Below are 14,341 nucleotides of genomic sequence, written 5' to 3'. Positions count from 1 at the left end.
ATGCGTGTAATTTTATAGCGCGCGATTGTAGCGTGATCTTTCTTCCAAGTTAAGTGTGTAAAATGCTGTTCGGTTAATAAATATTCAAACATACGGTAAAAAACACAAAAAGCCGACAGATGTCGGCTTTTTCATAATATTTCTTTGACTTACAAAGGTTTAACGCATGGTAACAAACTCTTCGCTGCCCGTTGGGTGAATCGCCACAACAGAGTCGAAATCTGCTTTGGTTGCGCCCATCTTCATTGCAACGCCGAAGCCTTGAATCATCTCATCAACCGTGAAACCGATGCCGTGTAGGCCAACGACAGTCTCTTCTTCGCCAGCACATACTAGCTTCATCTTACAAGGTTGACGGTGCTTGGTTACTGCTGTGTACATCGCAGTGAAGCCAGATGTGTAAACCTTGATGTTGTCTTTGCCGTACTTCTCTTCAGCTTCTTGAGTCGTTAGACCAATCGTGCCGATAGGTGGGTGGCTGAATACAACAGTAGGAACTAGGTTGTAGTCCATTTTCGCGTTAGTTTGACCGTTGAATAGACGCTCAGAAAGCTGACGACCTGCTTTAACCGCTACAGGAGTTAGCTCGATACCGCCTTCCATGATGTCGCCAACACAGTAGATGCCAGGAACGTTAGTCGCTTGGAACTCGTCTACCTTGATGTAGCCACGGTCGTTAGTTGCAACGCCAGTTGATGCTAGGTTAATAGCGTCAGTTGCTGGGTGGCGACCGATAGCCCAGATTAGGTGGTCAACGTTTTGAGTGTTGCCGTTCTCTAGGTGTAGAGTCAGTGTGCCATCCGCTTCTTTCACAACTTCTTTAGGCACTGAGTGCGTGTGAAGTGTTGGACCTTCTGCTTCCATTACTTCTACTAGCGTTTCGATGATCATTGGATCGAAGCTACGTAGTGGAGATTCTTTACGACAGAACAAGTGTGTTTCTGTGCCTAGTGCGCTTAGTACACCTGCGATCTCAACTGCGATGTAGCCAGCACCGATAACCGCAACGCGTTTTGGTTGCTCCATTAGGTCGAAGAAGCCATTTGAGTCGATGCCGTATTCTGCACCTGGGATGTTTGGAATGGTTGGACGACCACCTACCGCGATCAGGATGTGATCTGCTGTGTAGTGTTCACCGTTCACTTCAACTGTCTTTACGTCAACACCTTCCCCTGAAACAAAGCGCGCAAAGCCTTTGATTACGTTTATTTTGTTGTTACCAAGAACACGATCGTAAGATTGGTGGATACGACCAATGTACGCTTGGCGGTTTTCAATCAGCTTGCTCCAGTTAAAGCTTTTTACTTCAACGTCGAAGCCGTAGTCCTCAGAGTATAGGTTGATTGCTTCAGCGACTTGAGCGCCGTGCCACATTACCTTTTTAGGAACACAACCAACGTTTACACAAGTACCACCAAGGTCTTGAGCTTCGATAAGTGCAACTTTTGCACCGTGCATAGCTGCGCGGTTAGCCGATGCGATGCCGCCTGAACCGCCACCGATACAGATGTAATCAAAATGAGTCGCCATTACTTTCTCCATTTATTGAAGGTTGTAGTCACAGTGAGAGCACTGGATACCTACGTCCTATAGATTCTTAAATTGTCTAATTATTATATTGAGGGCAGATCGGTTGAACTCAATCTCCCTGTTTAAAATTTATTCGTCCACATCACAGTCTGTTGAAGATTCTTCAGTCTATGATGTGGACTCGAGATTACTCGGGTACGATCCACTCTACTTTGAAGTGACCGGTCGCCGGCGCAATTGCTTCCTTCAAGAATGGAAGAATCTCTTTCATTTGGCTTTCTAGCTTCCAAGGCGGGTTAATCACGATCATGCCTGATGCTGTCATACCACGCTCGTTGGTGTCTGGTGATACGCCAAGTTCGATTTGTAGAATCTTGTTGATGCCTAAGCCTTCAAGGCCTTCGATCATGTCTTCGATGTCACAACGGTTTACTACCGGGTACCAAATTGCGTAGATACCGGTTGCCCAACGCTTATGGCTTTGAGCGATTGCTGTCACGACATCACGATACTCTTTTGCCAGCTCATAAGGTGGGTCGATCAGTACTAAACCACGACGTTCTTTTGGTGGCAGGCTGCCTTTTAAGCGCTTAAACCCATCTTCTTTGTAGATAGATACCTGACGATCACGGTGGAATTCTTGCTCAAGCAGCGGGTGATCGGCTGGGTGAAGCTCGGTCAGTACCATACGGTCTTGGTCGCGCAGGTGGGCACGTGCAACACGTGGTGAACCTGGGTAGTAGCGCAGCTTGTCGCCGTTGTTTAGCGTTGAGATAGACTCAAGGTAGCTTTGAATGTCTTCAGGAAGGTCTTTTTGCTCCCACACGCGTGCAATACCTTGTTTGTATTCACCGGTTTTTTCAGACCATTCATGCGTTAAGTCGTAACGACCTACACCAGAGTGAGTGTCATGGTAAACAAAAGGCTTATCCTTCTGTTTCAAAGAATTAAGAATAAGGCTCTGTACGATATGCTTTACTACGTCGGCATGGTTACCTGCGTGGAAGCTGTGGCGATAACTTAACAAATTAAACTCTCGTAACACTCTCGATTTAGAGTGTGGTTAGTGTAGGTGGGGTTAATCAGACCATTATAACCCTCAATGGACCATAAATTCTCGAACAATTCAGGAGCAGTCGTTCGCAATATGTGGTTAGTTATTGGTTCTACTATTGAAATTTGCCTTATTGGGCACTATTTAATAACTATTCGCAGGTGATTTTTTTAGGGCGAACCTGAGCCTGATGACTGTAAGACGACCTCATTATAAAAAAGACGAAAGTCTCTAAAGCCAAAGGAATGTTTATATGTCTAATCCGCTATTAACCTTCACGGACTTACCTCCGTTTTCACAGATCAAGCCAGAGCACGTAAAGCCTGCAGTTGAGCAAGTGATTGAAGCGTGTCGCAACAAGATAGAACAAGTACTTGAAGGTAATACTTCACCAAGCTGGGACAACCTAGTTGCTCCGATTGAAGAAGTGGATGATCGTTTAGGTCGCATTTGGTCACCTGTAAGCCATATGAACTCTGTCGTGAACAGTGACGAACTGCGTGAAGCGTATGAGAGCTGCTTACCTGTGCTATCTGAATACGGCACTTGGGTTGGCCAACACAAAGGCTTGTTCGAAGCGTATAAAGCGATCAAGGCGAGTGAAGCATTCTCTGCACTGAACCGAGCTCAACAAAAAACTATTACCGACGCACTGCGCGACTTTGAATTGTCGGGCATTGGCTTACCTGCAGATGAACAGCATCGTTACGGCGAGATCAGCAAGCGCCAGTCTGAGTTAGGCTCTCAATTCTCAAATAACGTGCTTGATGCAACCATGGGTTGGAGCAAGCAGATCACAGACGTAGCTGAGCTGGCAGGTATGCCTGAATCAGCACTGGCGGCAGCTCAAGCGGCGGCTGAGTCTAAAGAGCAAGAAGGCTACCTACTGACTTTAGATATCCCATCATACCTACCTGTGATGACCTACTGTGATAACCAAGAACTGCGTAAAGAGCTTTATGAAGCGTACGTAACGCGCGCTTCAGATCGCGGTCCAAACGCAGGTAAGTGGGACAACACTGAGATCATCACCGAGCAACTTAAGCTGCGCCACGAGATCGCGCGCATGCTTGGTTTCAGTACTTACAGCGAAAAATCACTGTCGACTAAGATGGCAGAAACGCCAGACCAAGTGCTTGGCTTCCTAAACGACCTAGCAGTAAAAGCCAAACCGCAAGGTGAGCGAGAAGTTGAAGAGCTACGCCAGTTTGCTGAGAAAGAATTTGGTGTCTCTGAGCTAAACCTGTGGGACATCGCTTACTACAGTGAGAAACAAAAACAGAAACTGTTCGAGATCTCTGATGAAGAGCTTCGTCCTTACTTCCCAGAATCTAATGTGGTTTCAGGTCTGTTTGAGGTACTGAACCGCGTGTTTGGTATGTCGGTAACAGAGCGTCAAGGCGTAGACACTTGGCATGAGTCAGTGCGCTTCTTTGATATCTTTGATGCGACTGGAACACTGCGTGGTAGCTTCTACCTAGATCTATACGCACGTGAACACAAACGTGGTGGCGCTTGGATGGATGACTGTCGTGGTCGTCGCATTACCGAATCTGGCGAGCTACAGACCCCGGTTGCTTACCTAACGTGTAACTTCAATAAGCCAGTTGGTGATAAGCCAGCACTGTTTACTCACGATGAAGTGGTGACCTTGTTCCACGAATTCGGTCACGGTATCCACCACATGCTGACGCAAGTAGAGGCGGGCGCAGTTGCGGGTATCAATGGTGTGCCTTGGGATGCGGTTGAGCTACCAAGTCAGTTCCTAGAAAACTGGTGTTGGGAAGAAGAAGCGCTGTCGTTCATCTCTGGTCACTTCGAAACGGGTGAAGCGCTACCAAAAGAGATGCTAGAGAAGATGCTAGCGGCGAAGAACTTCCAATCTGCGATGTTTATCCTGCGTCAGCTAGAGCTTGGCCTGTTTGACTTTACACTGCACACAGAATACGACCCAGAAGTGGGTGCTCGCGTACTAGAAACGCTAGCGGACGTGAAATCTAAGGTGTCGGTACTGCCAAGCCTTGATTGGAACCGTTTCTCACACAGCTTTGGTCATATCTTCGCTGGTGGTTACAGCGCAGGTTACTACAGCTACCTATGGGCAGAAGTGCTTTCAGCTGATGCGTTTTCGGCATTTGAAGAAGAGGGTATCTTCAACACTGAAACGGGCAATCGCTTCCTGAACAACATCCTTGAAATGGGTGGCAGTGAAGAGCCAATGGAGCTGTTCAAACGCTTCCGTGGTCGTGAGCCACAAATCGACGCAATGCTGCGCCACGCGGGAATCAACGCATAATCACGGTAACTATCTAGTTTATTGCGAAAAGAGCCTCTAGTTAGAGGCTCTTTTTTTGTCTGTGCGTTATGCCAAGCAAGGCGAATCAATGTTATGGATTCACATTGCGGTTGATAGGGTTCTGCAATGAAATCAGTGTCTCTGTCGACTGAACTTCATCGATCGCTTGCAGCTTATCGATCAATACAAACTGCAGCTCTTCTATCGACTTACACATCAGCTTTACAAAGATATTGTAAGCACCAGTGGTGTAGTACGCCTCAACCACTTCGTCTAAGGCATTCAGCTTAGCGATCGCCGAGTGGTAATCTTTGGCAGCATTAAGGTTGATGCCAATAAAGCAACACACGTCGTAACCCAGTTTTTTGGTGTTTACCACAACTTCCGTTCGCTCGATAATGTCTGCCGATCTCATCTTTTCGATGCGAACGTGAATCGTCGCAGGGCTGACATCGAACTGCTTTGCCATTTCAGCGTAAGGAGTTCGTGCATCTTCCATCAAGGTTTTGAGAATGGCACGGTCTAGATCATCTAGACGAGCTGTGGTTGTGGACATGCATAATCCTTAGGTTGAATGAAAAACATACCGGCTTGAGTACACATCATAGCCAAGGGTGATAATATTAGCAGTAACTATAGGGTTAGGGTGAATTCAGTGCGATTTTCGTTATTTTTTATTGTGATGTGTTGGAGTGTTTTTGCTTCAGCTCAGGCAAAAGATGTGTTGGTTATTCACTCTTATCATCAAGGCTTTTTCTGGACAGATGATTTCCATAAAGGACTATCTGATGAGCTCGATCGCGATGGGTTATCTTACCGGGTTGTTTATCTCGATACCAAGCGAACTCAAAACGCTGAATACTTAGAGCGAATTTATCAGCTATACCGCACTAAGCTGTCGCATGAAGAGTTTGCCGCTGTAGTCGTCAGTGATAATAACGCCCTCAATCTGATGAAACGCTTAGCGCCCGAACTCAATGGCACGCCCGTTATTTTTGGTGGCATCAACAATTTTTCTCCGCAAATGATTGAAGGCTTGCACGCAACCGGTATCACTGAAGATATTGATATGGCGAGCAATATTGAGCTGATCAATCGACTTCAATCGACGGTTAAAAAAGTTTACGTGGTTACCGATCACTCGGTAACGGGTGAAGCTATTCGCGCTCAAGTGGATTTATTTCTACAAAAACGCCCTGAGTTTTCTGGGATGGTGGAGCAATATACGCCTGATTCTTATCAAGAACTGATGACGTTCGCGCAACGCGCTGATCTAACTAAAAGCTTGTTGTTCTGGGCCTACTACCGCGACATCAATGGTAGGGTCAGCAGCAAAGAAGACTGGCGTCAGCTCAACAAAAAAACTCAGATGCCATTGTATATTGTGCATGATTTAGGACTTGGGTTTGGTGCGATTGGTGGCGTGATCCACAGTGGAGAAACGCAAGGTCGAGACACGGGGCGCGTGCTGTTGAGCGTGCTGAACAATCCTAAGGCTCCATTGCCATTGGTGGTTGCTGGCGCGCCAGAAATCAAACTCGATTACCAACAGATCTCACGTTGGGATTTGGGTGCAGAGAATGAAGCCTCAGTAACCTTCCTCAATAAGCCGAAGTCATTCTTAATGCGCTATCGCGATGAAATTCGCACCATCGGTTTAATGTTCTTGAGCATGTCGTGTGTTATCGCGGTGTTGGTGTATTACCTTAACCGTCTGAAGAAGAGCGAACGTGCAAGTCGCCAAAGCCAACGACTGTTGGAGTCGATATTTGATCAGAGCCTGCAATTTATGGGCATCATTGATAAGGGTGGCGTGCTGCTGTCGAGTAACAGCAAGTTACATGAGCTGCTTTATAATCAAGGCTATAAACTGGGAACGCCGCTGCAACAACACCAACATTGGGAAAGTTCTGCGCGAGAAGTGCTAGCCGAATATTTCATCGCAAAAAGTGAGCACCCAGCCTTACGATTTGAAGCCGAGGTGTGGTGTCGAGATCGCGGTGCGATGGTGTTGGATATTTCATTGAAGCCGATGCCGGGCAGTGAAGACGAAGACATTCAGTTTCTCTTTGAGGCGCGCGACGTGACCTCACGTAAGCTTGCTGAGAATAAGCTGTTCCAACGTGAAGCAAACTTGAAGCTGTATTACGACAAACAGCCGGTGATGATGATTACGCTCGATGGCAATAATCGCATTCAACAAGTGAACCAGTTTGCCGAAGAGCTTTTGGGATACCCTCTCGATCAGTTGTTGGGCCATCGCCCTAGAGAATTCTATGTTGATGAGAACGCGATGATTCCTCGTCATATCTTGCTGCAACCTCAGCATAAGATTCGTGGTGTGTGGCGTCGTGATATCGAATATCGCCATGCCGACGGCAGCAAGAGCTGGATTCGTGAAAATATCCGCCCGTTGGTGGAGTCTGATCAGCTGTTGATTGTGGGTGAAGACATCACCGAAACGCACGAGCTTTCTGAAAAGCTAGAGTATCAGGCTCGCTATGACCTACTGACTGACACCTTTAACCGCAACCACTTTGAGCAAGAGCTGCAAAAGGCGCTGAAAGAGGTTGAGAGCCACATGCGAACTCACGCAATGTTGTTCCTAGATTTGGATCAGCTGAAAGTGCTGAACGATACCGCAGGACATGAAGCGGGTGATGCTGCGATCTTGTTTAGCGCCAAACTGCTAGAAGACGTACTGCCTTACAATGCGGTGTTAGCGCGAATGGGTGGTGATGAGTTTGCTGTGCTGATGAAAGACTGTACTGAACGAGATGCGGTTAATGTGTGTCGCAGTATTATCTCGATGATGAGTGAGAATCCATTCTTGTGGGATGATATTCGACTCAACCTGACGTGCTCTATCGGTATTCGATTGATCGACCATACAGCAGCTTCACCACAGATGGTGCACGCTCAGGCGGATGCAGCTTGTCATGCCGCTAAAGAAGAAGGTCGCAATCGCTATCATCTTTACCATCAAGATGATGAAGACCTGCGTCGTCGCCATCTTGAGATGGAGTGCGTTAACCTAGTGCATGAGGCCTTGGCTAACGATCGCTTAGAGTTGTTTGCGCAGCGAATTCTTGGCCTAGATGAAGACAGCGATAAAATGCACTTTGAAATCTTGGTCCGCATCAAGAACATCCAAGGGGAATACATCTCCCCGGGGATCTTCATGCCAGCCTCAGAGCGTTATAACATCGCGCATTTGATTGACCGCCAAGTCGTCAGTCAAACCTTGGGTTGGTTGGAGCAACGCCCTGAGGTTATTGAGGAACTGGGGATGTGTTCAATCAATCTTTCCGGTCACTCGATGGGTAACCGTGAGTTTGTCGAATTTTTGATAGATAGCCTGAGCGATTCATCGATACCGTGTCATAAGATTTGTTTAGAGATCACCGAAACAGCGGCCATGAGTAACATGAAGCAGGCGATCAAGTTCTTCACTCGAATCAAAGAGCTTGGCTGCATGATTGCATTGGATGATTTTGGCTCAGGGCTATCGTCATTTGGCTATCTGAAAAAGCTGCCTGTCGATATTGTGAAGATCGATGGCTTGTTTGTACGTGATATTGATGTGAATGAGATGGACCATGTGATGGTTCGCTCGATCAATGATCTTGCCAAGCAGATGGGCAAGCACACCGTGGCTGAGTTCGTTGAAAATACCCAGATTATCGACAAGCTTATCGAACTGGGTGTGAACTACGCGCAGGGCTACATCATAGGGCGACCTAAGCCACTCGCAGAGCTTGTTGAAGAGTTAAGACAAGAGCGAGAGACAGAGCCATTGGTTTAGGTAAGCCGACTTTAGCTGGGAATACTTTTCACCGCTAATATGTATTGTTGAGGCAATCAGGTAAACTGGTTGCCTCTTTTGTTTTGAATACTACTGTCTGTTGGAGACGACCTTGCAACTACAACTGATTTGCGAAGATGCTACCCAAATCGATCATTTGAATGACTTAGCGACCCGCTGGAACTTATCTCATGATGAAAGCAGCGATTTTGCTTTGGTATTGACTAGTGAGCGACTTGAGCTACGTAAAGTCGATGAGCCCAAGCTTGGCGCTATCTTTGTTGATTTAGTGGGAGGCGCAGTTGGTCACCGACGTAAGTTTGGCGGTGGTAAAGGTCAGGCGATTGCCAAAGCAGCTGGTTTAAACAAAGGCGCAACGCCAACTATTCTTGATGGTACTGCAGGCTTAGGGCGCGATGCGTTTGTGTTGGCTTCTCTAGGTTGTAAGGTGCAAATGGTCGAGCGTCACCCCGTTGTGGCCGCACTGCTTGATGATGGCTTGCAGCGAGCGCAACAAGACCCAGATATCGGTGGTTGGGTAACTGAACGCATGAAGTTGATTCACGCATCCAGTCACGATGCTTTAGACAAGCTCAGTAACGATCCTGACTTTGAACAACCTGATGTGGTGTACCTCGACCCTATGTACCCACACCCAGAGAACAAAAAGAAATCGGCTCTGGTCAAAAAAGAGATGCGCGTATTCCAATCTTTGGTGGGTGCCGATCTGGATGCTGATGGCCTATTTGAGCCAGCGATGAAGTTGGCATCGAAGCGAGTTGTGGTTAAAAGACCGGATTACGCAGCTTGGTTAGACGAGCAAAAACCGAGCATGGCGATCGAAACCAAAAAGAACCGTTTTGACGTCTATGTGAAAGCATCAATGACTTAATTGAAGCATCAATAACTTAGATACACGCTAAGAAAATTTCCCGTCATAAATACGATAAATTGCCATTTAACACTTGCGATAGTCGCGTTACAGATGTATATCTAACTAAGAATCATTATTATTCTTAGCTGGAGTTGAAGCATGGCTAAACGCTTTTGTAAGTTAAACCGTCGAGATATCACCGAACACTTGGGCGAGATCCACAGCTTGGTGACTGAACCTAAGTTCGTGTGTCGTTCTTGCGCGCGTTCTTCGGCGGATCAAGCGAATCTATGCAAACCCACCGCAATTCCACCTCTTGGTTGTCAAAACAAACCCGTTGAAGAGAAAGTCGCATGCGGCCTGCTAGCGGAAACATTACCTGCACCAGAACTGTCGCTTGCGGAAATCAACGAGGCAATTGAACCGAGCGTACAAATGTTCGATCCAGCCGCCGCTGATATGGCCCCTGAGCTTGCCAAAAAAGAAGCCGCACAGAAAAAAGCCAAGCTGAAAAAACTGATGGCGAAGGCGAGCGGTGATGAGAAAGCTGAACTCAAACAAGCGAAGAAAGCGGCTAAGAAACAAGAGAAGTACAATAAGAAACTGGCGAAGATGATTAAGAAGCAGCAAAAGCTGTTTAAGAAAAGTCAGAAGCTGGAAAGTGAATTGGAACGAATCAACCTACAACTTGATGATGTTGCCTTCACTGAAACCAAGACTCAGGTAGTGAGCCACAATCAAATCCACTGAAGTTGATTTGAATGGTTTATTGCTACAGCGATGATTTAAAAAGAGCGACCTTAGGTCGCTCTTTTGCTTTTTGGGGTTATCCGAGCTGACTCATATAGCTCGTTCAAATCAGCTAAGCGTTGCTTGCGGATCTTGCTACGCGCTTCTTCACCCACGTCTCATTGACGAATAAAGAGAATAAGATAACGGCGCCACCAATAGACAAGCGAACCAAATCGACATCTCTGTTCCAAATCAGGATATTCACCACCAGACCAGCAGGAACCAAGGCATTGTTCATCACTGCCAGCGCGCCAGTATTCACAATGCACGCGCCTTTATTCCACATAAAGTAACCCAGCCCCGACGCAATCAAGCCAAGGTAGATCAGGATTCCCCATTGAAGTGTGGTGGTGGGCAGTTTCTCTGGGTTGCCTAGTAGCATGAAAGCCACTGACGCGACACATAGCGCCCCTAAGTAGAAGTAACCAAATACGGTTCGCTGAGGCAACTCGGTCGATTCCTTCTCCATCACCACCTTGTAGCCCACCTGACCAATAGCAAAGCACAGGTTCGCGCCTTGCACGACGAGGAAGCCGACTAAAAAGTTTTCGTTAATACCTGCGAACTTAATGAATACCGCGCCCAATACCGCAATTGCCGCTGTCACTAGGTACCACGGAGAGAATTGCCCTTTGAGAAAGTCATAAATAAGCGTGACGTAAATTGGGGTAAAGACAGTAAACAAAAGGACTTCAGGAACGGATAGCAGTAAGAAAGACTGATAGTAGAAGCAGTACATCAGGCCAAGCTGGATACCACCAATTGCCATCAATTTAGCGATCAGCTTACGCGATACGCCGCGAAACTTTAGGAAAGGAAGAAATACGACGCCAGCAAGGGCAACACGCATTAAAACAGAGAACCAAGAATCAACCTGACCCGCAAGGTAAACGCCGATCAGGCTAAAGGAGAAGGCCCATAGGAGGGTAACACCAGCTAAATAGCTCATAGTAAAACTTCGTTAATAAGATATGAGCTGTATGTTACCTAACCTTAAATCATTAGTCTTCTGAATCTCTTAGAGGCACGACCAGCATATCAACCGGAGAGGCGTTGATCAGTTGGCGTGTTGAAGAGAGCAGCTTGCTCCAAAAGTCTTGATGGTGACCGCAAACCACGAGATCAACATTGAACTCGTTGATGGTGTCACACAGCTCATGACTCAAATCACCACTGCCTACTAGGGTATGGGTGATCGGGTATTGGGCGTGCTCCGCAAAATTTTGCAGCTGAATACGAGACGCTTCCATCGCGTTGTGCTGGGTTTCGGCCATGTTGATATCAATCAGGCCGGTATACAGCTCTGCGTAGTTAATATCGATATGGATAAAAGAGACTTTGGCTTCCAATGGCTTAGCCAATGCTACCGCTTTATCCACAATTAATTTGCTGTCTTCTGATAAATCGACCGCGACCAAAATATGTTTGTAACTCATATCGCTACCTCCTTTATTCATTGTCTGATTTAAGATTAGCACTATGCGATGGTTTTTTTTGCTGAAGTGATCTCATATCCACTGTCTTGCGTAATGACAGCTCGAAATATTGGTTAACTAATGGCCTGCGAGATATTCATTAAATAGTGATATAGTAGAGAAAATTGAGGATGTAATTAGGAGTCTTAAATGCTGTCAAAAACTATGGTTGAGCAACTGAATGATCAAATTAACCTAGAATTTTTCTCATCCAATCTATACTTACAAATGAGTGCTTGGTGTGAAGACAAAGGATTTGAAGGTGCAGCAGAGTTTCTGCGTGTTCATGCAGTAGAAGAAATGGAACATATGCAGCGTCTTTTCACTTACGTAAGCGAAACCGGTGCAATGCCAATTCTGGGTTCGATTGAAGCACCGAAACACGAATTCGAAAGCCTTGGTGCAGTGTTCCGTGAAACTTATGAACATGAGCAGATGATTACTGAAAAGATCAACAAATTGGCTCACGTTGCTTTCAGCACACAAGACTACTCAACCTTTAACTTCCTGCAATGGTACGTTGCAGAGCAACACGAAGAAGAGAAGTTGTTTAAAGGTGTATTGGATAAGCTAGAGCTTGTTGGTGAAGACGGTAAAGCACTGTTTTTTATTGATAAAGACCTAGCGCAATTGGCAAAAGATGGTTCATCTTCAATTATGGAAGCTCCTGCCGTTTAGGTAGTACGAAAAAGACACTGATTATCTTTTTCTTTTGAGTTTTCTTATGAAGATGTAGGGAGGAAAGGATGATCAGCGGCGACACTATTCTATTTGCACTAATGGTTGTGACTTGCGTGAACTGGGCGCGTTACTTTACTGCGCTAAGAACGCTCATTTATATTATGCGAGAAGCGCATCCTCTACTTTATCAACAAGTAGACGGAGGCGGTTTTTTCACAACCCATGGCAATATGACCAAACAGGTTCGCCTGTTCAGTTACATCAAAAGCAAAGAGTATCACCATCATCATGACGAAGTTTTCACTTCGAAGTGCGATCGCGTAAGACAGTTATTCATACTCTCTTCCGCTCTGCTAGGTGTAACCTTGCTGTCTTCTTTCATCGTCTAAGTTATTTAGTACGTGTGAAGTAGAGTTTAGGTTTTGGTGTAAAGCTTCGGTTGTTGGTTCGCTAAGCCAAGTAGTGGTTTTGCTGCTGTCTGCAAATTGTACAATTGAACATCAATTGCAAAGTTTAAAATTGCCGCTAGAATAGCGAGCAATTAGTAAGGATGTGCTGTTTATGCACATCCTTTTTTATTGATGGCATTTCGAGAACAGGGCGTACTCGAGGTGCAAAAGTGAAGAAAGCAGAACCCCAATGAGTGAAAAGTTTGATGTAATCGTAATTGGTGCGGGCGCCGCGGGCTTAATGTGTGCTGCGGAAGCGGGTAAACGTGGCCGACGAGTGCTGGTGGTTGATCATGCAAAGAAACCAGGCAGAAAAATTTTAATCTCAGGTGGCGGCCGTTGTAACTTCACTAACTATGATGTTTCAGCCAACAACTTCCTATGTAACAACCCTCACTTCGTGAAGTCAGCCTTATCTCAATACACCAACTGGGATTTTATCTCGATGGTGAGCAAGTACGGTATTGAGTTCGAAGAGCGAGACCACGGCCAATTGTTCTGTGTGAATGACCACACTGCAAAAGACATCGTGAGCATGTTGCTTGAAGAGTGTAAGCAAGCGAAAGTTGAACAGCGCTACCGTTGTGATGTTCACTCCATCGAAAAAACAGACGCTGGCTTTCAGATGCACCTTAATACCGACGAAGTTGAGTGTGACTCACTTGTCGTGGCGACGGGCGGTTTATCGATGCCGAAACTAGGCGCGACGCCATTTGGCTATAAGATTGCCGAGCAGTTTGGTTTGTCTGTGATACCAACTACCGCAGGCTTAGTGCCATTCACTCTACATAAAGAAGACAAAGAAGCCTTTGCTGAGCTTTCAGGAATCGCGATTCCTGCCGAGATCACCGCGCAAGACGGCACCTTATTCAAAGAAGCGTTGCTGTTTACCCACCGCGGCTTATCTGGTCCTTCGGTATTGCAAATTTCTTCGTTCTGGAAAGCGGGTCAATCGGTTTCGATTAATCTAGTACCAGAAGTGGACGTTGCTGAACTACTTGAAAACTCTCGAGAGAAACACCCAAATCAGAGCCTGAAAAACACCTTAGCGAAAGCATTACCAAAGCGTTTTGTAGAAGTACTGATTGACCGCAAAGAGCTTGAAGACAAGCCGCTCAAGCAGTTCAATGAAAAACAGCTGAATGACATTGTAGAGCATTTAGAGAACTGGAAAATTGCGCCAAACGGCACGGAAGGTTACCGAACAGCGGAAGTGACTCTAGGCGGTGTGGACACCAATCACCTATCTTCAAAAACCATGGAATGTAAGAGCGTGTCTGGCCTCTATTTCATTGGTGAAGTGATGGACGTAACCGGTTGGTTAGGCGGCTATAATTTCCAATGGTGTTGGAGTTCTGGCTTTGCAGCAGGTCAGTGGGTTTAAG

Annotated in this window: 12 protein-coding genes; 7 read left to right on the top strand and 5 right to left on the bottom strand. The window is 46.3% G+C overall.

Annotated elements, in window-relative coordinates; translation table 11 throughout:
- Window positions 1-159: 159 nt before the first annotated feature.
- Window positions 160-1,530, bottom strand: a complete 1,371-nt coding sequence (gene gorA, locus AB4307_RS17760; RefSeq protein WP_372132829.1) for a glutathione-disulfide reductase — start codon at window positions 1,528-1,530, stop codon at window positions 160-162.
- Between the two features lie 187 nt (window positions 1,531-1,717).
- On the bottom strand, window positions 1,718-2,557 hold the full coding sequence (locus AB4307_RS17755; protein WP_372132826.1) for a 23S rRNA (adenine(2030)-N(6))-methyltransferase RlmJ: 840 nt from the start codon (window positions 2,555-2,557) through the stop codon (window positions 1,718-1,720).
- Between the two features lie 280 nt (window positions 2,558-2,837).
- On the opposite strand from AB4307_RS17755, the gene prlC reads away from it, so the two are divergent.
- Window positions 2,838-4,880, top strand: coding sequence for an oligopeptidase A (gene prlC / locus AB4307_RS17750; protein WP_017071475.1), 2,043 nt, complete (start codon window positions 2,838-2,840; stop codon window positions 4,878-4,880).
- Window positions 4,881-4,971: 91 nt separating this feature from the next.
- Here the strand turns inward: prlC and asnC are convergent, their stop codons facing one another.
- Window positions 4,972-5,436, bottom strand: coding sequence for a transcriptional regulator AsnC (gene asnC, locus AB4307_RS17745; RefSeq protein ID WP_008218581.1), 465 nt, complete (start codon window positions 5,434-5,436; stop codon window positions 4,972-4,974).
- A 126-nt stretch (window positions 5,437-5,562) separates the two neighbouring features.
- Here asnC and AB4307_RS17740 point away from each other — a divergent pair, with 126 nt between their 5' ends.
- From AB4307_RS17740 to AB4307_RS17730, 3 genes are all read left to right on the top strand, one after another.
- On the top strand, window positions 5,563-8,685 hold the full coding sequence (locus tag AB4307_RS17740; RefSeq protein ID WP_372051201.1) for an EAL domain-containing protein: 3,123 nt from the start codon (window positions 5,563-5,565) through the stop codon (window positions 8,683-8,685).
- Window positions 8,686-8,797: 112 nt separating this feature from the next.
- Entirely contained in the window at window positions 8,798-9,577 is a 780-nt protein-coding gene (locus tag AB4307_RS17735; protein WP_017063046.1) for a class I SAM-dependent methyltransferase, read from the top strand.
- Window positions 9,578-9,718: 141 nt separating this feature from the next.
- Window positions 9,719-10,309 (top strand): hypothetical protein, encoded by a 591-nt coding sequence (locus AB4307_RS17730; protein WP_017060147.1) that lies wholly within the window; start codon window positions 9,719-9,721, stop codon window positions 10,307-10,309.
- A 112-nt stretch (window positions 10,310-10,421) separates the two neighbouring features.
- Here the strand turns inward: AB4307_RS17730 and AB4307_RS17725 are convergent, their stop codons facing one another.
- A complete protein-coding gene (locus AB4307_RS17725; protein ID WP_372132823.1) occupies window positions 10,422-11,300 on the bottom strand; it encodes a carboxylate/amino acid/amine transporter in 879 nt (292 codons plus the stop codon).
- A gap of 52 nt (window positions 11,301-11,352) precedes the next feature.
- Window positions 11,353-11,787: a universal stress protein UspA gene (uspA, locus tag AB4307_RS17720; protein WP_017060149.1), complete on the bottom strand. Its 435-nt coding sequence runs from the start codon at window positions 11,785-11,787 to the stop codon at window positions 11,353-11,355.
- 189 nt (window positions 11,788-11,976) lie between these two features.
- On the opposite strand from uspA, the gene ftnA reads away from it, so the two are divergent.
- The 3 genes from ftnA (at window position 11,977) to AB4307_RS17705 (ending at window position 14,340) form a co-directional block, all read left to right on the top strand.
- On the top strand, window positions 11,977-12,504 hold the full coding sequence (gene ftnA, locus AB4307_RS17715; protein ID WP_017070096.1) for a non-heme ferritin: 528 nt from the start codon (window positions 11,977-11,979) through the stop codon (window positions 12,502-12,504).
- Window positions 12,505-12,572: 68 nt separating this feature from the next.
- Window positions 12,573-12,896 (top strand): universal stress protein UspB, encoded by a 324-nt coding sequence (gene uspB, locus AB4307_RS17710; RefSeq protein WP_009848060.1) that lies wholly within the window; start codon window positions 12,573-12,575, stop codon window positions 12,894-12,896.
- 250 nt (window positions 12,897-13,146) lie between these two features.
- The gene (locus tag AB4307_RS17705; protein ID WP_372132820.1) at window positions 13,147-14,340 is read left to right on the top strand and encodes a BaiN/RdsA family NAD(P)/FAD-dependent oxidoreductase; all 1,194 of its coding nucleotides are present in this window, start codon (window positions 13,147-13,149) and stop codon (window positions 14,338-14,340) included.
- The last annotated feature ends 1 nt before the right edge of the window (window position 14,341 follow it).

It is taken from the genome of Vibrio sp. 10N.261.52.C2, from assembly GCF_041471425.1.
GTDB classification, from domain to species: Bacteria; Pseudomonadota; Gammaproteobacteria; order Enterobacterales; family Vibrionaceae; genus Vibrio; species Vibrio crassostreae_C.
The sequence above is the reverse complement of the archived record's forward strand: the minus strand, read 5'-3'. Positions and strand labels throughout refer to the sequence as shown.

Coding starts and splice junctions, on each gene's coding strand:
- uspA (WP_017060149.1), bottom strand. CDS start 11,787: ATGAGTTACAAACATATTTTGGTCGCGGTCGATTTATCAGAAGACAGC.
- AB4307_RS17725 (WP_372132823.1), bottom strand. CDS start 11,300: ATGAGCTATTTAGCTGGTGTTACCCTCCTATGGGCCTTCTCCTTTAGC.
- AB4307_RS17740 (WP_372051201.1), top strand. CDS start 5,563: ATGTGTTGGAGTGTTTTTGCTTCAGCTCAGGCAAAAGATGTGTTGGTT.
- prlC (WP_017071475.1), top strand. CDS start 2,838: ATGTCTAATCCGCTATTAACCTTCACGGACTTACCTCCGTTTTCACAG.
- gorA (WP_372132829.1), bottom strand. CDS start 1,530: ATGGCGACTCATTTTGATTACATCTGTATCGGTGGCGGTTCAGGCGGC.
- asnC (WP_008218581.1), bottom strand. CDS start 5,436: ATGTCCACAACCACAGCTCGTCTAGATGATCTAGACCGTGCCATTCTC.
- AB4307_RS17705 (WP_372132820.1), top strand. CDS start 13,147: ATGAGTGAAAAGTTTGATGTAATCGTAATTGGTGCGGGCGCCGCGGGC.
- ftnA (WP_017070096.1), top strand. CDS start 11,977: ATGCTGTCAAAAACTATGGTTGAGCAACTGAATGATCAAATTAACCTA.
- AB4307_RS17730 (WP_017060147.1), top strand. CDS start 9,719: ATGGCTAAACGCTTTTGTAAGTTAAACCGTCGAGATATCACCGAACAC.
- uspB (WP_009848060.1), top strand. CDS start 12,573: ATGATCAGCGGCGACACTATTCTATTTGCACTAATGGTTGTGACTTGC.